27 protein-coding genes, 1 pseudogene and 1 riboswitch are annotated in these 24600 nt (G+C 71.9%); of the genes and pseudogenes, 12 read left to right on the top strand and 16 right to left on the bottom strand.

The features are described from left to right. Nucleotides 1-151: 151 nt before the first annotated feature. The 3 genes from E4N62_RS13560 to E4N62_RS13570 form a co-directional block, all read right to left on the bottom strand. The gene (locus E4N62_RS13560) at nucleotides 152-340 is read right to left on the bottom strand and encodes a YbdD/YjiX family protein (RefSeq protein WP_184895736.1); all 189 of its coding nucleotides are present in this window, start codon (nucleotides 338-340) and stop codon (nucleotides 152-154) included. Then, complete coding sequence (locus tag E4N62_RS13565; RefSeq protein ID WP_230214286.1) at nucleotides 337-2487, bottom strand: carbon starvation CstA family protein; 2151 nt, start codon at nucleotides 2485-2487, stop codon at nucleotides 337-339. Before E4N62_RS13565 ends, E4N62_RS13560 begins: the two co-directional genes overlap by 4 nt. Before the next feature lie 79 nt (nucleotides 2488-2566). Then, the gene (locus E4N62_RS13570; protein WP_230214288.1) at nucleotides 2567-2824 is read right to left on the bottom strand and encodes a DUF3311 domain-containing protein; all 258 of its coding nucleotides are present in this window, start codon (nucleotides 2822-2824) and stop codon (nucleotides 2567-2569) included. 195 nt (nucleotides 2825-3019) lie between these two features. On the opposite strand from E4N62_RS13570, the gene E4N62_RS13575 reads away from it, so the two are divergent. From E4N62_RS13575 to E4N62_RS13595, 5 genes and pseudogenes are all read left to right on the top strand, one after another. After that, the gene (locus tag E4N62_RS13575) at nucleotides 3020-4576 is read left to right on the top strand and encodes a sodium:solute symporter (RefSeq protein ID WP_230214290.1); all 1557 of its coding nucleotides are present in this window, start codon (nucleotides 3020-3022) and stop codon (nucleotides 4574-4576) included. Next, nucleotides 4573-5277: a SigE family RNA polymerase sigma factor gene (locus E4N62_RS13580; protein WP_184895732.1), complete on the top strand. Its 705-nt coding sequence runs from the start codon at nucleotides 4573-4575 to the stop codon at nucleotides 5275-5277. Before E4N62_RS13575 ends, E4N62_RS13580 begins: the two co-directional genes overlap by 4 nt. Then, nucleotides 5274-5546 (top strand): annotated as a pseudogene (locus E4N62_RS13585) (hypothetical protein); the annotation flags it as partial. The gene E4N62_RS13580 and the pseudogene E4N62_RS13585, both read left to right, overlap by 4 nt. A gap of 209 nt (nucleotides 5547-5755) precedes the next feature. Then, the gene (locus tag E4N62_RS13590; protein WP_230214291.1) at nucleotides 5756-7558 is read left to right on the top strand and encodes a glycoside hydrolase family 15 protein; all 1803 of its coding nucleotides are present in this window, start codon (nucleotides 5756-5758) and stop codon (nucleotides 7556-7558) included. Between the two features lie 5 nt (nucleotides 7559-7563). Then, nucleotides 7564-8319 carry an SDR family oxidoreductase gene (locus E4N62_RS13595; RefSeq protein ID WP_230214293.1) on the top strand — a complete coding sequence of 252 codons (756 nt, stop codon included), beginning with the start codon at nucleotides 7564-7566 and terminating at the stop codon, nucleotides 8317-8319. A 32-nt stretch (nucleotides 8320-8351) separates the two neighbouring features. Here the strand turns inward: E4N62_RS13595 and amaP are convergent, their stop codons facing one another. Genes amaP through E4N62_RS13620 form a run of 5 tightly spaced genes read right to left on the bottom strand, consistent with a single transcriptional unit; the run spans nucleotide 8352 to nucleotide 10829 of the window. Continuing rightward, complete coding sequence (gene amaP / locus E4N62_RS13600; RefSeq protein WP_230214295.1) at nucleotides 8352-8930, bottom strand: alkaline shock response membrane anchor protein AmaP; 579 nt, start codon at nucleotides 8928-8930, stop codon at nucleotides 8352-8354. 6 nt (nucleotides 8931-8936) lie between these two features. After that, a complete protein-coding gene (locus E4N62_RS13605; RefSeq protein WP_230214297.1) occupies nucleotides 8937-9743 on the bottom strand; it encodes a DUF6286 domain-containing protein in 807 nt (268 codons plus the stop codon). Then, a complete protein-coding gene (locus E4N62_RS13610; RefSeq protein WP_184895724.1) occupies nucleotides 9740-10123 on the bottom strand; it encodes a hypothetical protein in 384 nt (127 codons plus the stop codon). Before E4N62_RS13610 ends, E4N62_RS13605 begins: the two co-directional genes overlap by 4 nt. Then, nucleotides 10120-10305: a hypothetical protein gene (locus E4N62_RS13615; protein WP_054232254.1), complete on the bottom strand. Its 186-nt coding sequence runs from the start codon at nucleotides 10303-10305 to the stop codon at nucleotides 10120-10122. The genes E4N62_RS13610 and E4N62_RS13615 overlap by 4 nt, the downstream gene beginning before the upstream one ends. 38 nt (nucleotides 10306-10343) lie before the next feature. Further along, entirely contained in the window at nucleotides 10344-10829 is a 486-nt protein-coding gene (locus E4N62_RS13620) for an Asp23/Gls24 family envelope stress response protein (protein WP_230214299.1), read from the bottom strand. An 87-nt stretch (nucleotides 10830-10916) separates the two neighbouring features. On the opposite strand from E4N62_RS13620, the gene E4N62_RS13625 reads away from it, so the two are divergent. After that, complete coding sequence (locus E4N62_RS13625) at nucleotides 10917-11729, top strand: nucleopolyhedrovirus P10 family protein (RefSeq protein ID WP_230214300.1); 813 nt, start codon at nucleotides 10917-10919, stop codon at nucleotides 11727-11729. A 133-nt stretch (nucleotides 11730-11862) separates the two neighbouring features. Here E4N62_RS13625 and E4N62_RS13630 read toward each other — a convergent pair whose 3' ends face one another. The 3 genes from E4N62_RS13630 to abc-f all read right to left on the bottom strand — a co-directional run bounded on the left by E4N62_RS13630 (nucleotide 11863) and on the right by abc-f (nucleotide 14936). Next, nucleotides 11863-12654: an enoyl-CoA hydratase/isomerase family protein gene (locus tag E4N62_RS13630; protein WP_230214301.1), complete on the bottom strand. Its 792-nt coding sequence runs from the start codon at nucleotides 12652-12654 to the stop codon at nucleotides 11863-11865. A 125-nt stretch (nucleotides 12655-12779) separates the two neighbouring features. After that, on the bottom strand, nucleotides 12780-13001 hold the full coding sequence (locus E4N62_RS13635) for a helix-turn-helix domain-containing protein (protein WP_006123601.1): 222 nt from the start codon (nucleotides 12999-13001) through the stop codon (nucleotides 12780-12782). A gap of 336 nt (nucleotides 13002-13337) precedes the next feature. Continuing rightward, nucleotides 13338-14936: a ribosomal protection-like ABC-F family protein gene (gene abc-f, locus E4N62_RS13640; protein ID WP_230214302.1), complete on the bottom strand. Its 1599-nt coding sequence runs from the start codon at nucleotides 14934-14936 to the stop codon at nucleotides 13338-13340. 254 nt (nucleotides 14937-15190) lie between these two features. Here abc-f and E4N62_RS13645 point away from each other — a divergent pair, with 254 nt between their 5' ends. Next, the gene (locus tag E4N62_RS13645) at nucleotides 15191-15610 is read left to right on the top strand and encodes a VOC family protein (RefSeq protein WP_184898676.1); all 420 of its coding nucleotides are present in this window, start codon (nucleotides 15191-15193) and stop codon (nucleotides 15608-15610) included. A gap of 23 nt (nucleotides 15611-15633) precedes the next feature. Here E4N62_RS13645 and E4N62_RS13650 read toward each other — a convergent pair whose 3' ends face one another. From E4N62_RS13650 to E4N62_RS13660, 3 genes are all read right to left on the bottom strand, one after another. Then, complete coding sequence (locus tag E4N62_RS13650; RefSeq protein ID WP_230214308.1) at nucleotides 15634-17031, bottom strand: hypothetical protein; 1398 nt, start codon at nucleotides 17029-17031, stop codon at nucleotides 15634-15636. Between the two features lie 215 nt (nucleotides 17032-17246). Beyond that, entirely contained in the window at nucleotides 17247-18374 is a 1128-nt protein-coding gene (locus tag E4N62_RS13655) for a S9 family peptidase (protein WP_230214309.1), read from the bottom strand. Between the two features lie 347 nt (nucleotides 18375-18721). Then, nucleotides 18722-19456 (bottom strand): class II aldolase/adducin family protein, encoded by a 735-nt coding sequence (locus E4N62_RS13660; protein WP_230214310.1) that lies wholly within the window; start codon nucleotides 19454-19456, stop codon nucleotides 18722-18724. A gap of 203 nt (nucleotides 19457-19659) precedes the next feature. Here E4N62_RS13660 and E4N62_RS13665 point away from each other — a divergent pair, with 203 nt between their 5' ends. The 5 genes from E4N62_RS13665 (at nucleotide 19660) to E4N62_RS13685 (ending at nucleotide 23748) form a co-directional block, all read left to right on the top strand. Then, nucleotides 19660-20409: a lysozyme gene (locus tag E4N62_RS13665; protein ID WP_230214311.1), complete on the top strand. Its 750-nt coding sequence runs from the start codon at nucleotides 19660-19662 to the stop codon at nucleotides 20407-20409. Between the two features lie 190 nt (nucleotides 20410-20599). Beyond that, nucleotides 20600-21859: an inorganic phosphate transporter gene (locus E4N62_RS13670; RefSeq protein ID WP_230214313.1), complete on the top strand. Its 1260-nt coding sequence runs from the start codon at nucleotides 20600-20602 to the stop codon at nucleotides 21857-21859. 31 nt (nucleotides 21860-21890) lie between these two features. Further along, a complete protein-coding gene (locus tag E4N62_RS13675; RefSeq protein WP_230214315.1) occupies nucleotides 21891-22112 on the top strand; it encodes a hypothetical protein in 222 nt (73 codons plus the stop codon). A 224-nt stretch (nucleotides 22113-22336) separates the two neighbouring features. Beyond that, entirely contained in the window at nucleotides 22337-23194 is an 858-nt protein-coding gene (locus E4N62_RS13680; protein WP_230214317.1) for a helix-turn-helix transcriptional regulator, read from the top strand. 41 nt (nucleotides 23195-23235) lie between these two features. After that, nucleotides 23236-23748, top strand: coding sequence for a hypothetical protein (locus E4N62_RS13685; protein ID WP_230214318.1), 513 nt, complete (start codon nucleotides 23236-23238; stop codon nucleotides 23746-23748). On the opposite strand, the gene E4N62_RS13690 is transcribed toward E4N62_RS13685, so the two are convergent. Both E4N62_RS13690 and E4N62_RS13695 read right to left on the bottom strand, forming a co-directional pair. Further along, the gene (locus E4N62_RS13690) at nucleotides 23678-23989 is read right to left on the bottom strand and encodes a hypothetical protein (RefSeq protein ID WP_230214319.1); all 312 of its coding nucleotides are present in this window, start codon (nucleotides 23987-23989) and stop codon (nucleotides 23678-23680) included. The two genes, E4N62_RS13685 and E4N62_RS13690, sit on opposite strands and share 71 nt — an antisense overlap. Nucleotides 23990-24020: 31 nt before the next feature. Further along, nucleotides 24021-24239: a DUF397 domain-containing protein gene (locus E4N62_RS13695; protein ID WP_308185000.1), complete on the bottom strand. Its 219-nt coding sequence runs from the start codon at nucleotides 24237-24239 to the stop codon at nucleotides 24021-24023. A 170-nt stretch (nucleotides 24240-24409) separates the two neighbouring features. Further along, nucleotides 24410-24542: riboswitch (cobalamin riboswitch) on the top strand. Nucleotides 24543-24600 lie beyond the last annotated feature (58 nt).

Raw genomic sequence — 24600 nt, forward strand, 5'->3', positions numbered from 1 at the left:
AGCAGGGGCTACGCCCGTGCTTTTCAGGCCCGCAGGGCCTGGCCTTTTGGGGGCGCGGGGAACTGCGCGACCAGCCCCCACGCACCCGCACCCGACAACGCGCCGCCACGCACCCGCACGCACCCTGGGCCGGCTCAGCAGGCCGTCGCTCTCAGCAGCAGCGGCCCTCCGGGTGTTCCTCTCTCCGCCGGGTCCGCAGGACGTCGTACTCCCTGCGGGTCGGAAGCGGCGCCTTCGGGTGGTGTCGGCGGTGCCGCTCGCAGTAGCGGTCGTACTCGGCCTCGCCGGTCAGCTCCCGCAGGTACCAGCGGACTCCGCGCACCCAGCTCCGGGCGGTCACCGGCCCGCCCCCACCAACTCCTTCTCGGAGCCCTCCTCGTCGATGCGGGACTCGACGTACGGGGCCTCGGTCGACGGCAGGGGCACCGGCGACCGTACGGCGCGGACGCAGACCACGGCGCAGTTGACCAGGACCGTGAGGACCAGCAGCAGGAAGATCGCCATGATCACGCCGTCGACCGTGTTGTTGGTGACGATCGTGTGCATGTCGTCCATGGTCGTGGCACCCGGCAGGAGTTCACCCTTGTCGATGGCCGCCGCGTACTTGTCGCGGAGGGCGAAGAAGCCGATGGCCGGGTTGTCGGAGAAGATCTTCTGCCAGCCCGCCGTGAACGTGACGGCCACGTCCCAGGCCAGCGGGATGCCGGTGACCCAGGCCCAGCGCAGCTTGCCGGACTTGATGAGGACGGTCGTGGTCACGGCCAGCGCGACCGCGGCGAGCAACTGGTTGGCGATGCCGAAGAGCGGGAAGAGCTGCTTGATTCCGCCGAGGGGGTCGGTGACCCCGGCGTAGAGGAAGTACCCCCAGGCGCCGACGACCAGGGCGCTGGTGATCCAGATGCCCGGCTTCCAGGTCACGCGGCCGATCGGCTTCCAGACGTTGCCGAGCATGTCCTGGAGCATGAAGCGCCCGACGCGGGTGCCGGCGTCCACCGTGGTGAGGATGAACAGCGCCTCGAACATGATCGCGAAGTGGTACCAGAAGGCCTTCATCCCGGCGCCGCCGAAGACCGCGGCGAAGATCTCCGACATACCCACGGCCAGGGTGGGCGCGCCGCCGGTGCGGCCGACCAGGGTCTCCTCCTCGACGGCCTTGGCCGCCGCGGTGAGCTGCTCGGGTGTGATGGTGAAGCCGAGGTTCTTGACCGCCTCGGCGGCCGTGTCGACGGTCGGGCCGAGCAGCGCGGCCGGGGAGTTCATGGCGTAGAAGAGGCCCGGCTCCAGGACGCACGCGGCGATCAGGGCCATCACGGCGACGAAGGACTCCGTGAGCATGGAGCCGTAGCCGATCATGCGGACCTGGGACTCCTTCTGGATCAGCTTCGGCGTGGTGCCGGAGGAGACCAGAGCGTGGAATCCGGACAGGGCGCCGCAGGCGATCGTGATGAAGAGGAAGGGGAAGAGGGAGCCGGCGAAGACCGGTCCGGCGCCCGTGTGCGCGAACTCGGTGACCGACTCGGCGCGGAGGTTCGGGGCGGCGACCACGACACCGACGGCCATCAGGGCGATGGTGCCGACCTTCATGAAGGTGGAGAGGTAGTCGCGCGGGGCCAGCAGCATCCACACGGGGAGCACGGAGGCGACGAAACCGTAGCCGACCAGGCAGAAGACCAGGGTCTCGGGGCTCCAGACGAAGTACTCGGCGAGCGAGGAGTCCTGGATCCAGCCGCCGCCGAGGATGGCGAGCAGGAGGAGGGCGACGCCGATGAAGCTGGTCTCCACGACCCGGCCCGGGCGCAGATAGCGCAGGTAGAAGCCCATGAAGAGGGCGATCGGGATGGTCATGGTGACCGAGAAGGTGCCCCAGGCGGACTCGGCGAGGGCGTTGACGACGACCATCGCCAGCACCGCGAGCAGGATGATCATGATGGCGAAGACACCGATCAGCGCGGCGGCGCCGCCGACCCTGCCGATCTCGTCCCGGGCCATCTGTCCGAGGCTCTTGCCGTCCCGGCGCATGGACAGGAACAGGACGATCATGTCCTGGACCGCGCCGGCGAAGATCACGCCCGCGATGATCCAGATGGTACCCGGCAAATAGCCCATCTGGGCCGCGAGCACCGGTCCGACCAGCGGGCCCGCGCCGGCGATGGCCGCGAAGTGGTGGCCGAACAGCACCCGCTTGTCGGTCGGGTGGTAGTCGACGCCGTCCTCCAGCCGCTCGGCCGGGGTGGCCCGGGTGTCGTCGACCTGGAGGACCCGGCGGGCGATGAACCGGGAGTAGAAGCGGTAGCCGATCGCATACGAACCGAGGGCCGCCATGAGCAGCCAGACGGCCGAGATCTCCTCGCCCCGGGAGAGGGCGAGCACGGCCCAGCCGACCGCCCCGACGAGAGCGACGGCTATCCAGAGCGCGATCGATTTCGGCGACATTCGGGATCTTTCCGGCGCCCCGGGACCGGATTCGGGCATGGCTGACGTAGACATGGCGGCTCCTAACTTCAACGGATGTGCTGCGAGAGAGGCAGAACGAAGGAAGGAAGAGGGGGTGGTGCGCGTGTGCGGCTCAGCGATGTCGGTCCGGACGCGGCCCGTCCGGGTGGCGGCGGTCCGGGCGATGGCGGTCCGTCAGCGCGTACGCGGCGAGCAGGCAGAGGCCGCATCCCGGGACCCAGGCGAGCTGGTACCAGTAGAAGAACGGCGTTCCCGCGAGCCGTGGCTGCGCACCGGCGTACCAGGGGACCCACAGCAGTCCCGCGGCGGGGGCGAGCAGCAGGACGGCGGTCGCGACGCGCCGTAGTCGCTGGTGAGCGTGGTGTGCCATGGGCAATGCTCCTCTCCCGATCGCTGTGGGTCTGTGCAAGAGTTGCCCACCCGGCGGATCCGGTTGACAGCGAGTTTCAGAAAGAATCCCCGAAGATTTCCCGCCGATTCGTGTCATCCGAACCCGCCGTCCACGCAACCAACACGCGAGGGCCGAGGTACAGCCGGGGCCCAGGCACACCAAGGACGGTGACCCATGGCGGACGCTGCCATGACCGCGACGTTCCTCGCCGTGATCGGCGGAGCGTCGCTGCTCACCGTCACCGCGCGCCGGCTGCGCCCCACCGACCGGCTGCCCTCGCTGGAGGGCTGGGCGCTGGCCGACCGGGGCCTCGGCCCCGTGTGGACCTGGCTGCTGCTCGGCGGCACGATCTTCACCGCGTACACCTTCACCGCCGTACCGGGGCTGGCGTACGGCAACGGGGCGCCCGCGTTCTTCGCGGTGCCGTACACGGTGATCGTCTGCCCGCTGGCCTTCGTCCTGCTGACCCGGCTGTGGGAGGTGGCCCGGCGGCACGGGTACGTGACCGCCGGGGACTTCGTGCGCGGCCGGTACGGGTCGGCGCCGCTCGCCCTGGTGGTGGCGCTGACGGGGATCCTGGCGACGATGCCGTACCTGGCCTTGCAGTTGCTCGGTATAAGGGCGGTGCTGACGGCCGGGGGGCTGTATCCGAAGGGCGCGGCCGGTGATCTGGTGATGGTCGCGCTGTTCGCGGGGCTCGCCATGGCCACGTACCGGCACGGACTGCGGGCGCCCGCCGTGATCTCGGCGCTGAAGGCGGTGGCCGTGTTCGTGTCGCTGACCGCCGTGTGCTGGCTGGTGCTGGAACGGTTCGGCGGTCCGGGCGCGGTCTTCGAGGGTGCGGCACGACGGCTCGGTGGCACGAGCGTCGAGGACTCCGCGCTCCTGCTGTCCCCCGGACAGCAGCCCGCCTACGCCACCCTCGCGCTCGGCTCGGCGCTGGCCCTGCTGATGTACCCGCACGTGCTGACCGCCGGGTTCGCCGCCGACAGCCCGCGCACGGTCCGCAAGGTCGCCGTGGCGCTGCCCGCCTGGACGGGGCTGCTGGCCCTCTTCGGCTTCCTCGGGGTCGCGGCGCTCGCGTCGGGGGTCCGGGCGCCCGAGGGCGGTGCCGAGGCGGCCGTACCGATGCTGGTGGACCGGTTGATGCCGGGCCCGCTGGCCGGACTGGTGTTCGGCGCGATCGCCGTGGGCGCGCTGGTCCCGGCGGCGGTGATGTCGATCGCGGCGGCCACCGGCTTCGTCCGCAACGTGTACGTCGAGTACTTCCAGCCCACCGCCACACCCAAGCGTCAGGTGCGCATCGCCAAGGTGGTGTCGCTGACCGCGAAGGTGGGGGCGGTGGCGTTCGTGTTCGGACTGCGCGACCAGGACGCCATCAACCTCCAGCTGCTGGGCGGGGTGTGGATCCTGCAGATCTTCCCGGCGGTGGCGGTCGGCCTGTTCACCGGGCGACTGCACCCCCGGGCGCTGCTCGCGGGGTGGGGCGTCGGCATGGTGACCGGCACCTTCCTGGTGGTGCGCGAGGGATTCTCCTCCATCGTCCTGCTGGGCGGCGGCTCGCTGGAGATCTACGCCGGCCTGCTCGCCCTCCTCCTCAATCTGACCGTGTCCGTGCTCGGCACCACGGTCCTCGAACGGCTCGGTGTCCCGCGTGGCGCCGACGCGACCGACCTACCGTCCCGCCTGACCGTCAGGCGGCGCCCCGAGACGGGAGCGAGCAACCCGTGAGACGCAGACCGCACATGCGTATGCCGGTCACCCCGGCGGCCTCCGCACCGCTGACCTCCGCCGAGCCGCTGGGGCAGGTACCGGCTCCGGCCGCCGCCGAACCCCCGGCCCCCCGTGCCGAGGCCCTGTTCCCCCGTCCGGCGCCGGGCCCGGACTCGCCGGTCGCGAACCCCGCGCTGCCACCGGGTGCGCTCGGGGACCCCTCCGACGTGGAGCGCGAGGCAGGTGTCGCCCGGCTGTTCGAGCTGCACTACTCCTCGATGCTGCGGCTCGCGGTGCTGCTGGGCGCCGACGACCCCGAGAACGTGGTGGCCGAGGCGTACTACCAGATCTACCGCAAGTGGCGGCGCCTGCGGGACGCCGAGGCTGCGGAGGCCTACCTCCGCTCCACGGTCTGCAACCTGACCCGGATGCGGATACGGCACCTCCAGGTCGCCCGCAGACATGTGGAGACGCCGACGGTGGAGGAGCCGGTCGCCTCCGCCGAGAGCACCGCGCTGCTCCACGACGACCAGCGGGTGCTGATCGGCGCGCTCCAGCAGCTGCCCGCCCGGCAGCGGGAGGCGCTGGTGCTGCGCCACTGGCTCGGGCTGAAGGAGAGCGAGATCGCGGCCGCGATGGGTATCTCCTGCGGCTCGGTCAAGACCCACACCGCACGCGGCCTCGCCGCCCTCACCCAGGCGATGGAGGCCCGGCGATGAACGACACCACCGGCAATGACACCACCGGTCACGACACCGGTCAGGACCGCACCGAGCGGGAACTGGCCGCGGCGCTCGCCGCGCTGGCGGGCGGGGTGCACGCCGCGCCCGACGCCTACCGCACGGCCCGCGGGGACTGGCTCCGGCGGGAGCGCCGCCGGCGGCTGATCCTGGCCGTCCTCGTCCTGGTCGTCTTCGCCCTGGCCACGCTGCTCGGCCTCTGGGTGCTCAACCAGGCCCCTTCCGGCTCCGGGGTGATCTTTTCGGGGTGGGAGGGACGACGGCGGGCACCGGGCCCGGGTGACAGGGGCGCGTCATCGCAGGGGGTGCCATCACCGTGCGCGTCCGCGGGTCGTGTGTGGCTGGTCGCGCCCACGCGGCGGAGCCGCATATCGACACAGCCCCGCGCCCCTGGAAGTCGGGCTTCGCCCTCTTTCCTGCGGGACTGATCACCCCCCGCCCCGGGAACCCGCATCTCGTGCATCCCTACATCGAGGACTACGCCCTGATCGGTGATCACCAGACGGCCGCGCTGGTGAGTCGCCACGGTTCCATCGACTGGCTCTGCCTGCCGCGGTTCGACTCGGCCGCGTGCTTCGCCGCGCTGCTCGGTGACGAGGAGAACGGCCACTGGAGGATCGCGCCCGGCGAGGGCGGCGTCTGCACCCGGCGGTCGTACCGGCACGACTCGCTCGTGCTCGACACCGAGTGGGAGACGGACGAGGGCGCGGTACGCGTCACCGACCTGATGCCGCAGCGCGACCGCGCCCCCGACGTCGTACGGATCGTGGAGGGCCTGTCCGGCCGGGTCACGATGCGCAGCACCCTGCGCCTGCGGTTCGACTACGGCTCGGCCGTTCCCTGGATGCGCCGGTCGGACGGTCACCGGGTGGCGGTCGCCGGCCCCGACTCGGTGTGGCTGCGCAGCGAACCCCGGGTGCGGTCGTGGAGCGAGGACCGGGCCACGTACGCGGAGTTCACGGTGGAGCCTGGCGAGCGGGTCGCGTTCGTGCTGACCTGGCACCCCTCGCACGAGCCCCGCCCCCGCCTGGTCGACCCCTACGAGGCACTGCGGTCCAGCCTGCACGACTGGCGGGCGTGGGCGGCGCGCTGCCGGTACGACGGCCCGCACCGGGACACCGTGGTCCGCTCGCTGATCACCCTCAAGGCCCTCACCTACACCCCGACCGGTGGCATCGTCGCAGCGGCCACCACCTCCCTGCCCGAGGAGATCGGCGGCGTCCGCAACTGGGACTACCGCCACTGCTGGCTGCGCGACTCCGCCCTCACCCTCGGCGCGCTGCTGTCCTGCGGCTACCAGGAGGAGGCCGAGGCCTGGCGCGACTGGCTGCTCCGCGCGGTCGCGGGCGACCCGGCCGACCTGCAGATCATGTACGGCCTCGCCGGTGAGCGCCGGATCCCCGAGTACGAACTGCCGTGGCTGTCCGGCTACGAGGACTCGCGCCCGGTCCGGATCGGCAACGACGCCGTCCACCAGCTCCAGTTGGACGTGTACGGCGAGGTCATGGACTCCCTGTTCGTGTCCCGGCGTTCCGGGCTGCCCGGCAGGCCGGACATGTGGCGCATGCAGTGCGCGCTGATGGAGTACCTGCGGACGGCCTGGCGGAAGCCGGACGAGGGGCTGTGGGAGGTGCGCGGACCTCGCCGTCACTTCACGCACTCCAAGGTGATGTGCTGGGTCGCCGCCGACCGGGCCGTGCGCACCCTGGAGGACGACCCGACCCTGGACGGCGGGGACCTCGAAGGCTGGCGCGCGCTGCGCGACGAGATCCACCGCGAGGTCTGCGAACGCGGCTACGACGCCGACCGGGGTACGTTCACCCAGTCCTACGGCTCCCGCGAACTGGACGCCGCGCTGCTGCTCATCCCCCTCATGGGCTTCCTGCCGCCGGACGATCCCCGGGTCGTCGGCACGGTCGACGCGATCCGCGAGGAGCTGTGCCACGAGGGGTTCGTCCGCCGTTACAGCGCCGACCCCCTGACGGCGGCGACGGGCTCCGTCGACGGGCTGCCGGGCGGCGAGGCCACGTTCCTCGTCTGCTCGTTCTGGCTGGCGGACGCGCTGCACCTGACCGGCCGCACACGGGAGGCGCGCGAGTTGTTCGAACGGCTGGTGGGGCTGGTCAACGACGTGGGCCTGCTCGCGGAGGAGTACGACCCCGTCGCGGGCCGGCAGCTGGGGAACTTCCCGCAGGCGTTCAGCCATGTCGGGCTCGTCGGTACCGCCCTCGCCCTCTACGACGGGAAGAAGGCAGGATAGGGGCCATGGATCTTGGGCTGAAGGACCGTGTCTACATCGTCACCGGGGCGACCCGCGGGCTGGGCAACGCGGTCGCGCGGGAACTCGTCGCCGACGGCGCGAAGGTGGTCGTCACGGGCCGCGAGAAGGAGAGGGTGGGTGCGGCGGCCGCCGCGCTCGGAGCGAACGCGGTGGGGGTGGCCGCGGACAACGCGGACCCCGAGACCGCAGGGCGGCTGATCGCCGCCGCCCGTGAGCACTTCGGGCGCTTCGACGGCATCCTGGTCAGCGTGGGCGGACCGGCGCCGGGGTTCGTCGCCGACAACACCGACGAGCAGTGGACCGCGGCGTTCGAATCGGTCTTCCTGGGAGCGGTGCGCCTGGCGCGGGCCGCGGCCGAGGAGCTGGGCGAGGGCGGCGTCATCGGCTTCGTGCTGTCCGGGTCCGTGCACGAGCCGATCCCCGGGCTGACCATCTCGAACGGGCTGCGGCCCGGGCTCGCCGGGTTCGCCAAGTCGCTGTCCGACGAGCTGGGGCCGCGCGGTGTCCGTGTGGTCGGCCTGCTCCCGGCCCGTATCGACACGGACCGGGTGCGCGAGCTGGACGGCATGTCGGCCGATCCGGAGGCGACACGGGCGGCGCACGAGTCGCGGATCCCGCTGCGGCGGTACGGGCGCCCGGAGGAGTTCGGGCGCGCGGGGGCCTTCCTGCTCTCTCCCGCCGCTTCCTATCTGACGGGGACCATGCTGCCGGTCGACGGCGGGATGCGGCACGGATTCTGACCCCCGGCCGGGGCCGACTGACCGGCTGGCCGTCAACTCACCCTCTCCGCACGGTGTTTGGCTCCTCTGAGTCGGACCTCCGCCGGCAGCGCGGCCAGTCCCGCCGACTCCCTGGCGTGGTCCAGGGCCTCCGTCGTCAGCGTGTGCAGGGCGTCCCCCGGGTTCACATGAGGGTGGAGGAGGAGGCGGACCCGGGCCTCGGGCGCGCTGCGGCGGCCGGTCAGCCGGGCGTGGGCGCGTTGGACGCCGTCCGAGCAGGCCGCCTCGGCGGAGAGGACGCTCTCCAGCGCGCGCCCTCGCAGCAGTGCGCCCTCGCCGTCCCCCGTGTCGACGAGCACCTCGGCGAGACGGTGACGGCGCAGCAGGGCCGTCAGCCACCACAGGGCGAGCAGGACGAGGACGGCGAGCACCGCGATCGCGGTGGGCCACCACCAGCCGGAGTCGCGCCAGCGCGTCCGGCCGGCCTCGCTGAGCAGCACGTCCCCGCGGCCGTCGTACGGCCACCAGGAGGGCGGGTTCACGCCGAGCCCCACCATGAGGACGGCGCCGCCGACCACGACCAGCACCAGCCCGACGAGTCCGAGCAGTACCCGGTTGACGATCCTCAGCATCGCGGGTCACCCCTTCCGGCCGGGGCGGCGGACATGCACCGAGAGCGCCGGGGGCCGGGACAGGCCCAGCCCGCGGATGCCGTCGGCGAGCGTGACGTCCAGGTCGGCCCGTACGTCGTCGAGTTCGCGGAAGTGGGACACCGCGCGGACGTCGACCCGCTTGCGTCCGGCCCGGACCCGTACGGACTGTACGCCGGACACCTCCATGGCCCGGTCGCGCAGGGCCAGCGCGGCGGCGCCCCGGTGCAGCCCGGCCCGTACCTGGGGGTGGACTCGGCGCATCGGCAGGACGTCACGCAGCCCCGGGGTGGCGGCCAGGACCAGCAGCCAGAGGCCGAGGAGCACGGCGACCGCGGCGCCGACGAGCACCCAGGCGTCGTCGAGGGGCCGCTCGGCGAGCTCCCGGGCGAGCGAACGGCGCCACGCCATGGCGGGCCGGTCGGCACGGACGGCGACGACGTCGAACAGGAAGAGGCCCGTGCCCGCGAGGAGCAGTACCGCGAGGACGCCCGCGGGGACTCTGCGCGCGGACCAGAAGCGCCGCTCGCCGCCGTCCTCGCCCTTCTCGCCGTCCGGGGCGGGCGGCGGGTGGTAGGCGGAGGCGGACGCGGACTGGTCCGGATCGCGGCCGGCCGCCTTGTCGCCGACGGCCGCGTCGACCGGGTCGACCGGGTCGCCGCCCCGCTCCTCGGGCTGCTGCTCGGCGGTCCTCTCCATGGCCTTTTCCGTGGCCTCGCCCGTGGCCTTCTCCGTGGCCTTCTCGATGACGGGTAGTCGTCGCGTGGTGCCTTCGGTGCGCTGGGGTTCGCTCATCGCGTCCTCCCCTGTGCCACGTCGTGTGCGTGTGCCAGGTGCAGCCGTTCCACCTGGACGGCCACCTCCGTCACGCGCATTCCCGCCAACGTCCCTACCCGCTCGATGACATGGCGACGCACCGCAGCGCACTGGCCACCGATGTCCGAGGGGTAGGGAAGCCCGAGCGTGACGCGGACGCGCGCGGTCTCATGAAGGACGACCACGGTGGCGTTCGGGGGCGCGGAGGCGGGCGCCGGCGCCACCAGTGCCTCGCGCGCCGCCTGGGCGGCGATCTTCGCGACCACCCGGTCGGCGATCCGGGTCGCCCCGCGTTCACCGGGCGCGACGGTGCTCGTCTCCCGCGTCTGCGGGGGATGCCCGCCGTCCACCGGGTTCATCGGCGTCGGTCGTCACGCGGGCGGAAGAAGTCGCCCAGGTCCAGGTCCCCCTCCAGGAACCGGCCGACGACGAAGCCGACGGCACCCAGCGCGGCCACCAGCAGGAAGGCCCCGAATCCGCCGAAGTATCCGGCGAAGCCCAGCGCCATCCCGGCGATCATGCCGATCACGGCCAAGCTCATGCTGCGCTCCTAGCGATTCGGAGACTCTCGACACGGGATCACTGCAGCCGGGACTCCGGCTCCTCGTCCTCTTCGTCCGGCAGCTTCACATCGCTGACGGCGATGTTGACCTCGACGACCTCCAGGCCGGTCATCCGCTCGACGGCCGCGATGACGTTCTCGCGCACATCACGGGCCACATCGCTGATGGACACCCCGTAGTCGACGACGATCTCCAGGTCGAGCGCGGTCTGCACCTCGCCGACCTCGACCTTCACACCCCGGGTCACGGACTTGGCCCCGCCGGGGACCCGGTCGCGCATCGCGCCGAAGGTCCGGGACAGTCCGCTGCCCATGGCGTGGACGCCCACCACCTCCCGCGCGGCCATCCCGGCGATCTTCTCCACGACGCCGTCGGCGATGGTCGTACGCCCCCGTTCCTCCGGATCACCGCCGCCGCGCCGGGTAGCCCTGCGTCCGACCTGCGTCGGCTCCTTGGTGGTGTCGGGCCCTTCCGTCCGGTTCCGCTCCGTCATGTCAGTCATGCCGTCAGTCCCTTCCGGTCGTCCCCTTCAAGCCCACAGTAAGCGCGGTCGCGGCACCGCGCGCCGGGGATGCGGCAGGCTGGAGGAATGACGGCTGACGGTTGGACGAAGGCGGTGCGCCGACAACTCGGGCTCGGCCGCGTACTCCCCCTGGGCGGCCCGCACGACGGCGCGTGGATCACGGAGAGCGCGGCGGGGAGGGCTCTGCGCCACGCGGCCGCGTCCCTGCGCGGGCTGACGCTCGGCGGACTCCGGATCTCTTCCGTCGACGCCGGTGAGGAGCCGGGTGGGGACGCGGACGGCTCCGGGCACGAGACGGCGGTGCCGCCGCCCCCGAGTGCCCTGCCGCCCGGTCCGCTCCGGGTCACGGCCGACCTCGGGGTCACGGCGGGCCGGGCCGCCGAGCCCCTCCCGGCCACGGCGGCCCGGCTGCGGACGGCCCTGTTCACGGCCGCCGGGGAACGCCTCGGGCCGGCGGTGGCCGAGGTGGATCTCCGGGTGACGCATCTGGTGGAGAAGCACGCGGGGGTGTCCGATCCGCTGGAGGCCGACGCGGCGCCGTCCGGCCCGGTGCCCGAACCGTCGCCCAGCGCTGCGGCGGCGCCGACGGGCGACGACGAGGAGTCCCGGGTGACCGCGGCGGCACTCGCCGTCCCTGGCGTCGCCCGTCTGACCGACGGCCTCGGGGATGCCGGTGTCCCGGGCGGCCTCGGCGGTCTCGGCCGTGCGGTCGACATCGCCGCCGGGCCGGCCCTCCCCCGCCGCCATGTCCGCGTGGAACTGGCGGTGACGGGGGAACGACGTGCCCTGGACGTGGCCCGCGGGGTACGGGCGGCGGTGAGCGACGCGCTGCCGGACCGCCCGTCGGTGGCGGTTCTCATCACGGCGGTCGACACCTGATCCCGCGTCCCACGCCTGATCCCGTATCCCGCGTCCCGCATCGGACGGTCGGCTCGTGATCTCTGATCGGACGGTCGGCCTGTGCTCCCGAAGCGTGGCGGTCGGCGCCTGAGCCCCAGGGGCCCCCGACCGGCTACTCGCCGATTCCCGCGAGGTCCCGCAGGCGTCGGGCCTGGGCCGCCCGCTCCGCCGCCCGCTGTTCGTCGTAGCCGCGGCCCTGGGCACCGCGCAGCAGCGCCTTGGTCTCGACGACCGCGTCCCGGGGCGCGGTCACCAGCGCCCCGGCGAGGTCGCGCACCGCGTCGTCGAGCTGGTCGGCGGGCACCGCGAGGTTCGCTAGGCCGATCCGCTGGGCCTCGTCCGCCTGGACGAACCGTCCGGTGAGGCAGATCTCCAGCGCGCGGGCGTACCCGACGAGGCTCACCAAGGGGTGTGTCCCGGTGAGGTCGGGCACGAGTCCCAGGCTGGTTTCGAGCATGGCGAACTGCACGTCGTCGGCGACGACGCGCAGGTCACAGGCGAGAGCAAGCTGGAAGCCCGCTCCGACGGCGTGTCCCTGCACGGCGGCGACGGACACGATGTCGTTGCGCCGCCACCAGGTGAACGCCTCCTGGTACTCGGCGATGGTCGCGTCGAGCCCGGCGTCGTCACGACGCGCGAGCTCGATGAACGACGGCTCCCCTTCGATGCCTTCGGGCGTGAACATCTGCCGGTTGAGTCCGGCGGAGAACGATGTGCCCTCGGCCCGCAGCACGACCACGCGGACGGAGCCCGGCACCGACCGCCCGGCCTCGGTGAGCGCCCGCCACAGGGCGGGACTCTGCGCGTTGCGCTTGGCCGGATTGGTCAGCGTCACCGTGGCGATGGCGTCGTCGACGGTGAACCGTACGCCGTCCTTGTCGAGCAGCGGTTCGAGCGAAGCCATGGTGCGCCTCCGATGGGTGCGGTCAGCAGAGCGATGGAGCATCACTAAGTGACTGCACAGTAACCACCCGGTCGATCAGCCGACCGACCGGGTGGCCACCATCGAAGCCGATGGGCCGCCCGGCGTCAGGCCGACGCGGCCTTCTTGCCCCGCGTCGCGCCGCCACGCCCTCGGAGCGTGACGCCCGACTCGCTGAGCATCCGGTGTACGAAGCCATACGAGCGGCCGGTTTCCTCGGCCAGCGCCCGAATGCTCGCACCGGAGTCGTACTTCTTCTTCAGGTCTGCCGCGAGCTTGTCGCGCGCGGCGCCGGTAACCCGGCTGCCCTTCTTCAGAGTCTCGGCCACCCGGTCCTCCTCATGGGAAGTGCGCTCTGGTCTCCTCATGATCACCCCTCCGGGGCGGGTTGGCCACCCATTCGGCAAGGTCCGTGCGACAAGGTTGTGACGACAGGAGCACGTCCCCACGAGCGGAACCTGTGATTCCGCCCGGTCGTGTCCGTACGACCGAACGGGTTGTTCCGTGAAGCCCCAGGTCAGAGACGCACGACGGCCGAGCCCTTCGCACAGAAGGGCTCGGCCGTGAAATCGATGTAGGACACACCTCGGTACGAGGAGATCTCACACAGATGATGGATCACCGATGGGCCGAATGATCCAGCGGCAGTTGATCACCGCATTCGATCAGGCGAGCGCGACGAGATCCGCGTAGTCCGCGCCCCACAGATCCTCGACACCGTCCGGCAGCAGGATGATCCGCTCGGGCTGGAGCGCCTCGACCGCGCCCTCGTCGTGGGTGACGAGGACGACCGCGCCCTTGTAGGTGCGCAGGGCGCCGAGGATCTCCTCGCGGCTGGCGGGGTCGAGGTTGTTCGTCGGCTCGTCGAGCAGGAGGACGTTCGCGGAGGACACCACCAGGGTGGCGAGCGCGAGACGGGTCTTCTCGCCGCCGGAGAGGACCCCGGCGGGCTTGTCGACGTCGTCACCGGAGAACAGGAACGAGCCGAGCGTCTTGCGGATCTCGACCAGGTCCAGGTCGGGCGAGGCGGAGCGCATGTTCTCCAGGACGGTGCGCTCGGGGTCGAGGGTCTCGTGCTCCTGGGCGTAGTACCCGAGCTTGAGGCCGTGGCCCTCGATCACCTGGCCGGTGTCGGGCTTCTCGACGCCGCCGAGGAGGCGGAGGAGGGTGGTCTTGCCCGCGCCGTTGAGGCCGAGGATGACGACCCGGGAGCCCTTGTCGATGGCCAGGTCGACGTCGGTGAAGATCTCCAGCGAGCCGTAGGACTTCGACAGGCCCTCGGCGGTGAGCGGGGTCTTGCCGCAGGGCGCGGGCTCGGGGAAGCGCAGCTTGGCGACCTTGTCGGAGACCCGGACGGCGTCCAGGCCGGCCAGCAGCCGGTCGGCGCGCTTGGCCATGTTCTGCGCGGCGACGGTCTTGGTGGCCTTGGCGCGCATCTTGTCCGCCTGCGAATGCAGGGCGGCGGCCTTCTTCTCGGCGTTCTGGCGCTCGCGCTTGCGGCGCTTCTCGTCGGCCTCGCGCTGCTGCTGGTAGAGCTTCCAGCCCATGTTGTAGACGTCGATCTCGGCGCGGTTGGCGTCCAGGTAGAACACCTTGTTGACGACCGTCTCGACCAAGTCGACGTCGTGGGAGATCACGATGAAGCCGCCGCGGTAGGTCTTGAGGTAGTCGCGCAGCCAGACGATCGAGTCGGCGTCGAGGTGGTTGGTCGGCTCGTCGAGGAGCAGGGTGTCGGCGTCGGAGAACAGGATCCGGGCCAGCTCGATACGGCGGCGCTGACCACCGGAGAGGGTGTGCAGCGGCTGGCCGAGCACCCGGTCGGGCAGGTTGAGCGCGGCGGCGATGGTGGCGGCCTCGGCCTCGGCGGCGTACCCGCCCTTGGTGAGGAACTCCGTCTCCTGGCGCTCGTACTGCTTCAGCGCCTTCTCCCGGGTCGTGCCCTGGCCGTTCGCGATCCTCTGCTCGTTGTCGCGCATCTTTCGGATCAGTACGTCGAGGCCGCGCGCGGAGAGGATGCGGTCACGGGCGAGGACGTCGAGGTCGCCGGTGCGGGGGTCCTGCGGGAGGTACCCGACCTCGCCGGAGCGGGTGATGGTGCCGCCGGCGGGGATGCCCTCGCCGGCCAGGCACTTGGTGAGGGTGGTCTTGCCGGCGCCGTTGCGGCCGACCAGGCCGATGCGGTCGCCCTTGGCGATACGGAAGGTGGCGGACTCGATCAGAACGCGTGCACCGGCGCGCAGCTCGACGGCGGAGGCGGAGATCACGGACAGACTCCAGGGCGGATTGGGTGGCGGGTGTGGGCGGCTGAGGACGTTCCCGCCGTCTAATGCGCGAGGAGAATGGCCATGGGCCGATTCTAACTGGGGGCAGCAAGCGGTTTTCCGCCCGCGCGACAAGGGATCACGTGGTCTCGGTCACCGGACCCGCCTCCGCGTCCGCTCGGCGAGGCGTTGTCAGTGGTGGGTGCAAAGCTGGGCAGTGGGTCGTTTTCCGGACGACAGAAGAGGATGTGATCGGTATGACGGGCAAGGGCGACGGACGCCCGAGCATCTGTCCGACGCTGCTCTACGCGGACGCCCGGGCTGCCGTCAGGCAGCTCACGGAGGCGCTGGGCTTCACCGAGCTCTCGGTGTACGAGGACGAGGACGGCATCGTGCGGCACGCCGAACTCACCCAGGGCAACGGCGCGGTGATGATCGGTTCCAAGGGCAGCGGCAGCGTCTTCGACGGTGCGATGAAGGGCGCGGGGCCCGCCGGCGTGTACGTCGTCGTGTCCGCCGACGACTTGGACGCCCACCACCGGCGGGCCGTGGAGCACGGCGTGGAGATCCTGACGCCCCCGACGGACCAGGACTACGGCTCACGGGACTACATGGCCCGGGACGCCGAGGGCAATGTGTGGAGCTTCGGCACGTACGCCCCCGAGACCGGCGGCTGACGCCCTCGCGCCCTCCTTCCGGGTCAACTGCCCCCGGTGTGCACCTGGAAGGCGGCCCGGCGCACGGCCTTGGCGAGGGCCGGGTCGGGGTGGGCCGCGGCGAGAGCCACCAGGACCTGGACGGTGCGGGGGTGGCCGACCGCGCGGACCTCGTCGAGCAGCGCGGGGACCGTGGGCTGCACGGCGGACTCCAGATGCCGTACGAGCAGGGGTGCCTCGCCGTGGTCGGCGACAGCGGCAGCGGTGTCGACCCAGAGCCAGGTGGACTCCTCCCGGGTGAGGACCTCGTGCGCGTCCTCGGGGTCGGCGCCGTCGTGCTCGGCGAGCCACAGCAGGGCGTAGGGGCGCAGCGGGGTCTCGTCGGCGACGGTGCGGACGTCGGGTTCCGCGGGGGCGCCCACGACCCTCAGGGCCTCGAAGGCGAGGCCCCGGATGAGGGCGTCCTCGCCCCGGGCGGCGTCGATGAGTTCGGTGACGGCGCCGCCGACGGGGCGGGCGGCGAGCCAGGCGCGGTATTCGGCGCGGGCCGCGTTCGGGCGGAGCTGGGCACAGCCTCTGAGCATGTCCTCGGCGGAGACCTCGATGTTCCCGGCGGGGCTCTGCGCGGCGACACAGATCTGTTCGAGTTTGACCCAGACCGCCCAGCTGCCGAGCGGGGTGAGGGTGGCCTGGCCGTCGCCGTAGGTGAGGGCGCCGACGGAGGCGAGGGCGCGCAGCGACCAGTCGAGGAGCGGGGCGAGGGGGGTGTCCTCGGCGGTGGGTTCCGCGCCGGGCTCGGGCTGCGGCCCGTAGGGGACCTCGCAGCGCTCGGTGCGCAGTTCGGTGACCCGCTGTTCCAGGAGGTCGAGGAGCTGCTCCACGGGGACGGGCCCGGCGGAGAGCTGGAGGAACGAGAGGACCTGGGGCATGGCCGAGACGACCTCGGCGACCGCCGCCGCCTCCCGGTCCTCGGGTTCCGGGTAGGCGATGGACCAGGCGTCGAAGAACGCGACCCAGCCGCGGAGTACGGCGCTGTCGTCGCGGTTCCAGGCACGCAGGCGCCAGCCGGGGCGTGCGCTGTCGCCGTGCACCTCGACGAGTCCGGCCAGGCGTGCCGTGTCCCAGTCGTGGCGGACCTGATCCGGGGTCAGCCCCAGGTCGGCGGCGGCCCGTTCGGCGGTCGCGGCGGAGAGGGTGCCCTTGCCGTCGGGGCTCGAGCCCTCGCGGCCGGGGCGCAGCGCGGCATCGGCCCAGCGGGCGACGCGGGCCGCGTCCGCCAGGACGGCGCGGGCCATGCGGGCGAGTTCCACGGGCGGCGGCGTGCCCTCCGGGGGCCGGGGAGCCGGTCGGCGGCGCTGGGTCACTGCTGCTCGGGGAGCGGCGGCCAGGGTTCGCGGGCCGACGAGTCGGAGCCTGGAGTCGCGCGGATTACGGGACGTCACGGGGGCAGTCTTCCGGTTGACGGTCCGAAAACCCAAACGGAATGTCACAGCGGGCGACAGGGGTGGCCAACGCACGGGTTCTCCCAGGGGCCCGCACCGAGGCGGATCGCCTTGGTGCGACGCTAAACGGAATGTGGCGTACCTCTCCCTGACGGTCCGGCCGGGGCCTTCCCCAGGTCCCGCGCCGGCCGTGCCGTGGACTTGCCTCGGCGGACCTACATCAGTGGGGTGAGGAAGCGACGGAGCGCCTCTTCGTAGGCCTCGGGGTCGGCGTTCCACATGGCGCCGTGCGGGGCGTGGCGGACCGTGCGGAGGCTGACCCGGTCGGGGCGCCGCGCGGCGAGGCGCCGGGAGGGGGCCCAGGGGGCGACGGTGTCGTCGGGGCCGTGGAAGAGCAGGGTCGGGGTCCTGAGCCCGGCGGTGTCGGAGCCCTGGTCGCCGGAGGTGGCGCGCAGTCCGGTGCGGCCCTGGGCGGCGCGGACCGCGAGGGGCAGCAGGGCACCGGGGGTGCGGCGGGCGGCCGCGAGGGCGCGGAGGGTGGCGGTCCAGTCGAGCACCGGTGAGTCGAGGACGAGTCCGGTGACGCGGTCGCGCAGCGCGGAGCGGGTGGCGGCGTGCAGGGCCATGGTGGCGCCGGTGGACCAGCCGAGCAGCACGACCCGTTCGGCGCCGAACCGGACGGCGTGGCGGATGGCGGCGTCCACGTCGCGCCACTCGGTCTCGCCGAGGTGGTTCAGGCCGTCCGGGGAGCGAGGGGCGCCCGGGTCGCCGCGGTAGGCGAGGGTGAGCACCGGGAAGCGGTGGCGGTGCAGGAATTCCAGGAGGTTCAGGGGGTGTTCGCGGGTGGTGCCCAGGCCGTGCACGGCGATCACCCAGATGTCCCGGTCCGCGGGCGTGAACCAGGCGGGCAGGGTGCCGAGTTCACCGGGGATCTCGACGTCGTCGTGGTCGAGGCCGAGTGCGGTGCGCGGGTCGCCACGGTGGAGGGCGGGGGTGAGCCACACCCTGTCACCGGGCTCCAGGGTGCCGTGGGTGACACGCTCCAGGCGGCGTACGACCGTGTCGGGGGCGTGCGGGGCGCCCTCCAGGACGGCGCCGACGACGGCGTGGGAGTCGCCGCCGGTGAGGCCGTAGGTGCCGGGGCGCTGGGAGGCGAAGGCACGGGTCAGGGCGATGCGGCCGGCGGCGGTGGCGTGCACGGTCAGCCGGGGTTCCGTGGGCAGCGGTTCGCCCGGCGGCGCCTTCAGCGCGACGTCGCTCGCCAGCCGGCCCGCTGCGACACTGGCCGCACCGGCCGCGAACGCGACCCCGACCGCGGCGACCGCCGCTTTGACTGCACCCACGCCTCCAGTGTCCTGGCCGCCCCCGCCTCAGGCCAGTGGGCACCGACACCGGAGTGACCGGGGTGGCGGGTGCGCGGACCTGAGCGGACCTGATACGCACATGCACCCGCGTGCTCGGGTGCCTCCGGCTTCCCGGCACTGGCCCACGGGGACCGGACGCCGGGCCGGCAGGTGCTGGAGGTCTAGGGGGTGCTTCGAAAGTCCTGTGCGGTGCCCGCGGTGTCCGGTGCGTGCTCTCGGCGTGCCGGACGAAAGCCCTCGTACTGGACGTACTTGGGGTTTCGGCCGGTGCGGCGAGAGTGCGTGCCGGGCGCCGTGGGTGCTGTGCGGGACTTTCGAAACACCCCCTAGTGCGGCTGGCCGTAGTCGTGGAGGCGGGCGGCCGCTGTCGTCAGTTGGGCGGGGGTCAGGAGGTGAGGGGTGCGGCCCGGGACCGAGGACGCCGTCAGCCAGACTCTGGACATCCATTCGAGCTGGGCCGTGCGGTCGTAGGCCTCGGAGAGCGTGTGACCGTAGGTGATCGTGCCGTGGTTCTGGAGGAGACAGCCGGTGCGCCCTGTCAAAGCGCGGAGCATGTTCTCGGCCAACTCCGGGGTGCCGTAGGTCGCGTAGGGGGCGACCCGGACCGGCCCGCCGAGGGCGGCGGACATGTAGTGGATCAGCGGCAGCTCGCTCACGAGGGTGGAGACGGCCGTCGCGTGGACCGCGTGGGTGTGGACGACGGCCCGCGCGTCGGTGGCGTTGTGGATCGCCAGGTGCATGGGGAGCTCGCTCGTCGGGCGGAGCGTGCCGAGGACCTGTCGGCCGGAGAGGTCCACGCCCGTCACATCGTCCGACGCCAGACGGTCGTACGGCACTCCCGTCGGGGTGACCAGGACAGTGTCCCCGACCCGCACGGACACGTTCCCGGAGGTGCCCACGACCAACCCGTCGGCCACCGTCCGGCGGGCCGTCCCGACGAGGTCGTCCCACGCCCGCGCCACGTCCTCCGGCACTCCGCCCCGCCGCGCCTCCCGCGCGCCCCGTGGACCCTCGACCGCGTCGCCCCGCTCACCGCGGGCGTTCCCCTGCTGCTCGACCATGCCGCGATCCTGCCAGGCGGCGGGCGACTGCGGGTCCCGGCCCGGCGGAGGGCCTGTACGCACAGTAGGGCGCGGCCCGACGGAAGGCCCATATGCGTATAGATCATGTGGAGTTGGTGATTGGCCGATGATCGACCGGGATCCCGTGATCTTCCAGTAATCTCCGGGTGTTTTGTCGCACAAACGCCATTCCGGGGGGAAGTATGGCCACCGATCCCACGTCGTCCCGTCTCCGCAACCGCGTGTTCGCCGCCTCCGTCGCGGCCCTGGCCCTGGGGGGAACCGCGCTCGCCGAGCCGCCCGCCTCGGCCGCCGCCAGGCCCAGGGGGCACGACGTCTCCTCGCACCAGAAGACGGTGGACTGGTCGAGCGCGAAGTCGAAGGGCGCCCGGTTCGTCTACGTCAAGGCGACCGAGTCCACCACCTACCGCAACCCGTACTTCGCCCAGCAGTACAACGGCTCGCGCGAGGCGGGCCTGATCCGCGGCGCGTACCACTTCGCCCTGCCCCACCGGTCGTCCGGGAAGACCCAGGCCCGCCACTTCGTGGGCAACGGGGGCGGCTGGCGCGCGGACGGCTGGACGCTGCCGCCGGCGCTCGACATCGAATACAACCCGTACGACCGGAAGAGGAAGTGCTACGGCCTGAGCGACGACGCCATGGTCGGCTGGATCCGGTCGTTCAGCGACGAGGTGAAGCGCCTCACGGGCCGCCGTCCGGTGATCTACACGACCACCCACTGGTGGAAGACCTGCACCGGCAACAGCCCGGCCTTCGGCGGGAACCACGCGCTGTGGCTGGCCCGGTACGACTCCGCCGGGGCGGGGGAACTGCCCGCGGGGTGGAAGTTCTGGACGATCTGGCAGTACGACAACGGCGGCGGGAACCTGCCGGGTGACCAGAACCTCTTCAACGGGCCCACGAACCGACTGAAGGAGTTCACCCGGGGGTAGCGGACCCCGGTGTTCCGCCTCCGTTCGAAGGCCGGACCGCCGCTCCGCGCAGCCCCGGTCGCCCGCCGGCCGACAAGCGGAGGGGCGACACCTCGCTCATTACACCCGCACGCCTGCCTCAGTTCATCTTCCGTTCACCCAGGTTGCCTACGGTCCACATGCCACTGACGTCCGAAAGAAGCCCGGGTAAATGGAAAACTTCTCGCTGATCCTCGCGATCGTGGTCATCACCGCGCTCGCGTTCGATTTTACGAACGGTTTCCACGACACCGCCAACGCGATGGCCACCACCATCTCGACCGGCGCCATGAAGCCCAAGGTCGCGGTGGCCATGTCCGCCGTGCTCAACCTTGTCGGCGCGTTCCTGTCCATCGAGGTCGCCAACACCATCTCCAAGGGACTCGTCGACGAGTCCGGGATCCAGCCGGAGGTCATATTCGCGGCGCTCGTCGGCGCCATCCTCTGGAACCTGCTGACCTGGCTGGTCGGACTGCCGTCCAGTTCCTCGCACGCCCTGATGGGCGGCCTCATCGGCGCCACCATCGCCTCGGCCGGCCTCGGGGCCGTGCACGGCGACGTGCTCGTCACCAAGGTGCTGATCCCCGCCGTCGCGGCCCCGCTGGTCGCCGGCATCGCGGCGATGCTCGCCACCCGGCTGACGTACAAGCTCGGACAGCACACGAGCGAGAAGGCCTCCGGCAAGGGCTACCGCGCCGGTCAGATCGCCTCCGCGGGCCTGGTCTCCCTGGCCCACGGCACGAACGACGCTCAGAAGACGATGGGCATCATCACCCTCGCCCTGGTGGCCGGCGGCGCCCTGGCGCCCGACTCCGACCCGCCGGTGTGGGTCATCGTCTCCGCCGGTCTCGCCATCGCGCTCGGCACCTACCTCGGCGGCTGGCGCATCATCCGCACGATGGGCAAGGGCCTCACCGACCTCCAGCCGCAGCAGGGCTTCGCCGCCCAGACCAGCGCGGCCACGGTCATCCTGGCCTCCTCGCACCTCGGCTTCTCGCTCTCCACTACGCACTCGGTCTCCGGTGCGGTGATGGGCGCGGGTCTCGGCCGCAAGGGCGGCGTGGTCCGCTGGTCCACCGCCACCCGGATGTTCGTGGCCTGGGGTCTGACCCTGCCGGCCGCCGCGCTGGTCGCCGCGCTCGCCGAGTGGGTGACGTCCTTCGGCAGCTGGGGCACGGCCGTCGTCGCGGTCTTCCTCATCGCCTCCAGCGCCGCGATCTGGGTGATCTCGCGCCGCGAGGTCGTCGACCACACCAACGTCAACGACACCGAGGAGCCGCCCGGTGTGGTGACCACGGCGATGGCCGCCGTGACACCGCCGCCCACCGGCACCGTGACCGAGGAGCTCTCGGCGACCGTCCCGGCCCCCGCGGCCGCGGTCGCCGCCGAGACCACGGCCCCGGCGAACTCGTCCACGCCGACCGCCGTCTGAGCCCCGCGACCTCCTGAGGAAGAACACCACCATGCACATCGACTGGGCAGCCCTCGGCTCCGTCTTCGGAGTCAGCCTCGTGGTCACCGTGACCCTCGTCGGCCTCTTCACCCTGGGGATCGTCGGCCTCTCCAAGCGGGAGGCGGCGACCTCTGCCGGCGCCTCGCCCGTGCTCGCCACGACAGCGGCCTACGCCTGCTTCGCGGCCTGCACGGCGGCGGTGGGTTACGGGATCTACCTGATCATGGCCTGAGGCCCCGGCACCCCCTGCCGCCTCGCACGACACACACAGACAAACCCCTCGTACCGTTTGACCCGGTACGAGGGGTTTGTCTATTGTCCAAGCAAACCGTGACCCTCGTCGAAATGACACATGTCATTCAGGAGGTGGCTGTACGACGATATCCCAATCGGCGTAAGCTATCAGATACATGCCGATTCGACGATGGCCACCCGACAGCTGAACAGGGGAGCGCCATGCCCAGGGACATCGATCCGAGCCTGAATCGACGCAGGCTCCGAGTCGAACTGCGCAAAGCCCGCTACAAGTCCGGGCTGACCAAGCAGCAGACCGCGGACGCCCTGGAATGGTCCCTGTCGAAGATCATGCGCATCGAGGCCGGCACGGTCGGGGTCAGCGTCACCGACGTCCGCGCGCTCATCCAGCAGTACGGGATCACGGACCCGGCGCTGGTCGGGGAGTTGGAGGAGGCCGCACGGGGCTCGAAGGGGCCGTCCTGGTGGGCCCCCTGGGGGAACCTGGTCTCCCAGCCGTTCGCCCAGTACCTGGGCTACGAGGGGGCGGCGACCTCCATCCGCATCTACAACCCCATCGTCCTGCCGGGCCTCCTGCACACCGAGGACTACGCCACCGCCCTCCTCTCCCCCACCTCGGAGCCCACCGCCGTGCGACGGTCGGTGGAACTCCGTCTCGCCCGGCAGGAACGGCTGATCGACTCCGACGCCGGCCCGCGCGTCGACATCGTCCTGGACGAGGCGGCCGTACGGCGGGTGATCGGCGGCCCCCGGGTCATGCGGCACCAGCTGGACCACGTGAAGGCACTGGCCGGGCGGCCCCGGATGGGCATCCGGCTGCTGCCGTTCTCGGTCGGGGCGCACTTCAGCACCCTCAGCCCGTTCATCCTGCTCGGGTTCCGGGACGACGACGACCTGCTCTACCTGGAGGGCCCCAACGGCGGACTGTCGAACCGCGAGGACCTCGACCTCACGGTCCGCTACCAGGAATGTTTCGCGGACATCAGCGACCACGCGTACGAAGGCGACCGGATGATCGAGTTCCTCGACACGGTCAGGGAGAGCCTGGACAACGACTGAGCACCGGGCCGGGACGCCCGGCGGAATCGGGGGGAGGGCCCATGGCGGTCTTCGGATGGCACGAGTGGTGGAGGCGGCTGACGGCGCGCCGCACCGGTCCCGGCGACGGCGAACCGGACGGCGCCGCCCCGGCCGACCCCCCGGAGGCCGGCGGCCCGGCGCCGCTGGACGACTGCACGCTGAAGGCGTACGCCATGCAGGAGGCGGAGTGGGCCGAGGCCCTCATCCGGGTCGAGAGCGCCCGGGTCGACGGCGAGATAAGGCTCCTGTCCGCCCGTCTGTTGCTGGGCACGTTCTGCGCGAGCGTCCTGCTGCTGAGCATCGCCGTGGCCGGTCGGGTCGTGCCCACGACCGGGTTCGGCGCGACCGCACCGCTCACCACGGCGATCACCGGAGCGATCGCCGCCGCTCTGCTCACCTCGCTCGCGGCCGGTCTGGGCAAGGTGCTGCGCGCCCGCGCCGACGCCGCGCGGCCCGTCGGCCTCAGCGCTCCTCCGGACCCCGCAGCCGAGCCCCGACCAGAGCCCGGTCCAGGGCCCTCAGCCGCTCCGTGACCGGGGTGAGCCCCCACCACAGGCCCGCGCCCGTGGCGAGGAGGGCGGTCACCGCCAGCCAGACGACACCCCGCGCCTCCGTCCCCGGCACCAGCAGGGCGGCGAGAGCTCCCACCCCCACGGCGAGGACTCCGGCGACCGTGCTGAAGAGCACCAGCGGGGCGGCGGCGGACAACAGTGTCCGCCGGTCCCTCGATGCCCGCGCACGCGCCGAGGCGGATCCCTTGGTCCGATCTTCCATCGCGTGTACCTCCCGTCCCCCGAACGGTTCTTCACGAGCCGTCCGCACCCGGGTCCACAAGCCCCGCCAGAAAACCACACCACGCGGTGTGACGGAAGGAGAGCACAGCGTTCTTCCTCGAGTTCGAGTCACGCACCAGAACCCGGCTCTCCCCGAACGACGCCTCCACACACATGCTGGTGTCGCCCGAGTGGCTGCTCTTGATCCAACTCCGCGCCGAGGACTCCCTGTCGAGCACCCTGACCTCCACCCCACACGTCGGCGCTCAGTCTTCGTACTGCCGTTCCCTCAAGTGTTCCCGCCCGACACCGTGGAAATGAGCGCAGAAAGAGCCGATTCGGGCGTCCGGCGATATTTCAGCGATGTGGGGCTGAGCACACCCCTGCGCCGCAGGTCAACAGCAAGTTGACGGGTCTTCCGGGAGCGTGGTGGACTGCCGGGGCCATGTACGACGGCAGGAGAGGAAGCCGGTGCGAGTCCGGCGCGGTCCCGCCACTGTCACCGGGGAAGAACCTCCCGGAAGCCAGGAACTCTCGCCGTCGGTCTCGTCGAACCAGGGCGTGGACACCCTGAGTGAGGACATAACGCCATGTGCGCCATGCGCGGCTGCC

Source organism: Streptomyces sp. MNU76 (assembly GCF_020982545.1).
Taxonomy (GTDB): Bacteria; Actinomycetota; Actinomycetes; order Streptomycetales; family Streptomycetaceae; genus Streptomyces.

Excerpts from the sequence above, each read along its gene's own strand:
- E4N62_RS13575 (WP_230214290.1), top strand. The coding sequence starts at position 3,020 with ATGGCGGACGCTGCCATGACCGCGACGTTCCTCGCCGTGATCGGCGGA.
- E4N62_RS13565 (WP_230214286.1), bottom strand. The coding sequence starts at position 2,487 with ATGTCTACGTCAGCCATGCCCGAATCCGGTCCCGGGGCGCCGGAAAGA.
- E4N62_RS13570 (WP_230214288.1), bottom strand. The coding sequence starts at position 2,824 with ATGGCACACCACGCTCACCAGCGACTACGGCGCGTCGCGACCGCCGTC.
- E4N62_RS13620 (WP_230214299.1), bottom strand. The coding sequence starts at position 10,829 with ATGACTGACATGACGGAGCGGAACCGGACGGAAGGGCCCGACACCACC.
- E4N62_RS13660 (WP_230214310.1), bottom strand. The coding sequence starts at position 19,456 with ATGGTCGAGCAGCAGGGGAACGCCCGCGGTGAGCGGGGCGACGCGGTC.
- E4N62_RS13670 (WP_230214313.1), top strand. The coding sequence starts at position 20,600 with ATGGAAAACTTCTCGCTGATCCTCGCGATCGTGGTCATCACCGCGCTC.
- amaP (WP_230214295.1), bottom strand. The coding sequence starts at position 8,930 with ATGCTGAGGATCGTCAACCGGGTACTGCTCGGACTCGTCGGGCTGGTG.
- E4N62_RS13630 (WP_230214301.1), bottom strand. The coding sequence starts at position 12,654 with ATGGCTTCGCTCGAACCGCTGCTCGACAAGGACGGCGTACGGTTCACC.
- E4N62_RS13610 (WP_184895724.1), bottom strand. The coding sequence starts at position 10,123 with ATGAACCCGGTGGACGGCGGGCATCCCCCGCAGACGCGGGAGACGAGC.
- E4N62_RS13685 (WP_230214318.1), top strand. The coding sequence starts at position 23,236 with ATGGCGGTCTTCGGATGGCACGAGTGGTGGAGGCGGCTGACGGCGCGC.
- E4N62_RS13665 (WP_230214311.1), top strand. The coding sequence starts at position 19,660 with ATGGCCACCGATCCCACGTCGTCCCGTCTCCGCAACCGCGTGTTCGCC.
- E4N62_RS13615 (WP_054232254.1), bottom strand. The coding sequence starts at position 10,305 with ATGAGCTTGGCCGTGATCGGCATGATCGCCGGGATGGCGCTGGGCTTC.
- E4N62_RS13675 (WP_230214315.1), top strand. The coding sequence starts at position 21,891 with ATGCACATCGACTGGGCAGCCCTCGGCTCCGTCTTCGGAGTCAGCCTC.
- E4N62_RS13690 (WP_230214319.1), bottom strand. The coding sequence starts at position 23,989 with ATGGAAGATCGGACCAAGGGATCCGCCTCGGCGCGTGCGCGGGCATCG.
- E4N62_RS13680 (WP_230214317.1), top strand. The coding sequence starts at position 22,337 with ATGCCCAGGGACATCGATCCGAGCCTGAATCGACGCAGGCTCCGAGTC.
- E4N62_RS13625 (WP_230214300.1), top strand. The coding sequence starts at position 10,917 with ATGACGGCTGACGGTTGGACGAAGGCGGTGCGCCGACAACTCGGGCTC.
- E4N62_RS13595 (WP_230214293.1), top strand. The coding sequence starts at position 7,564 with ATGGATCTTGGGCTGAAGGACCGTGTCTACATCGTCACCGGGGCGACC.
- E4N62_RS13645 (WP_184898676.1), top strand. The coding sequence starts at position 15,191 with ATGACGGGCAAGGGCGACGGACGCCCGAGCATCTGTCCGACGCTGCTC.
- E4N62_RS13605 (WP_230214297.1), bottom strand. The coding sequence starts at position 9,743 with ATGAGCGAACCCCAGCGCACCGAAGGCACCACGCGACGACTACCCGTC.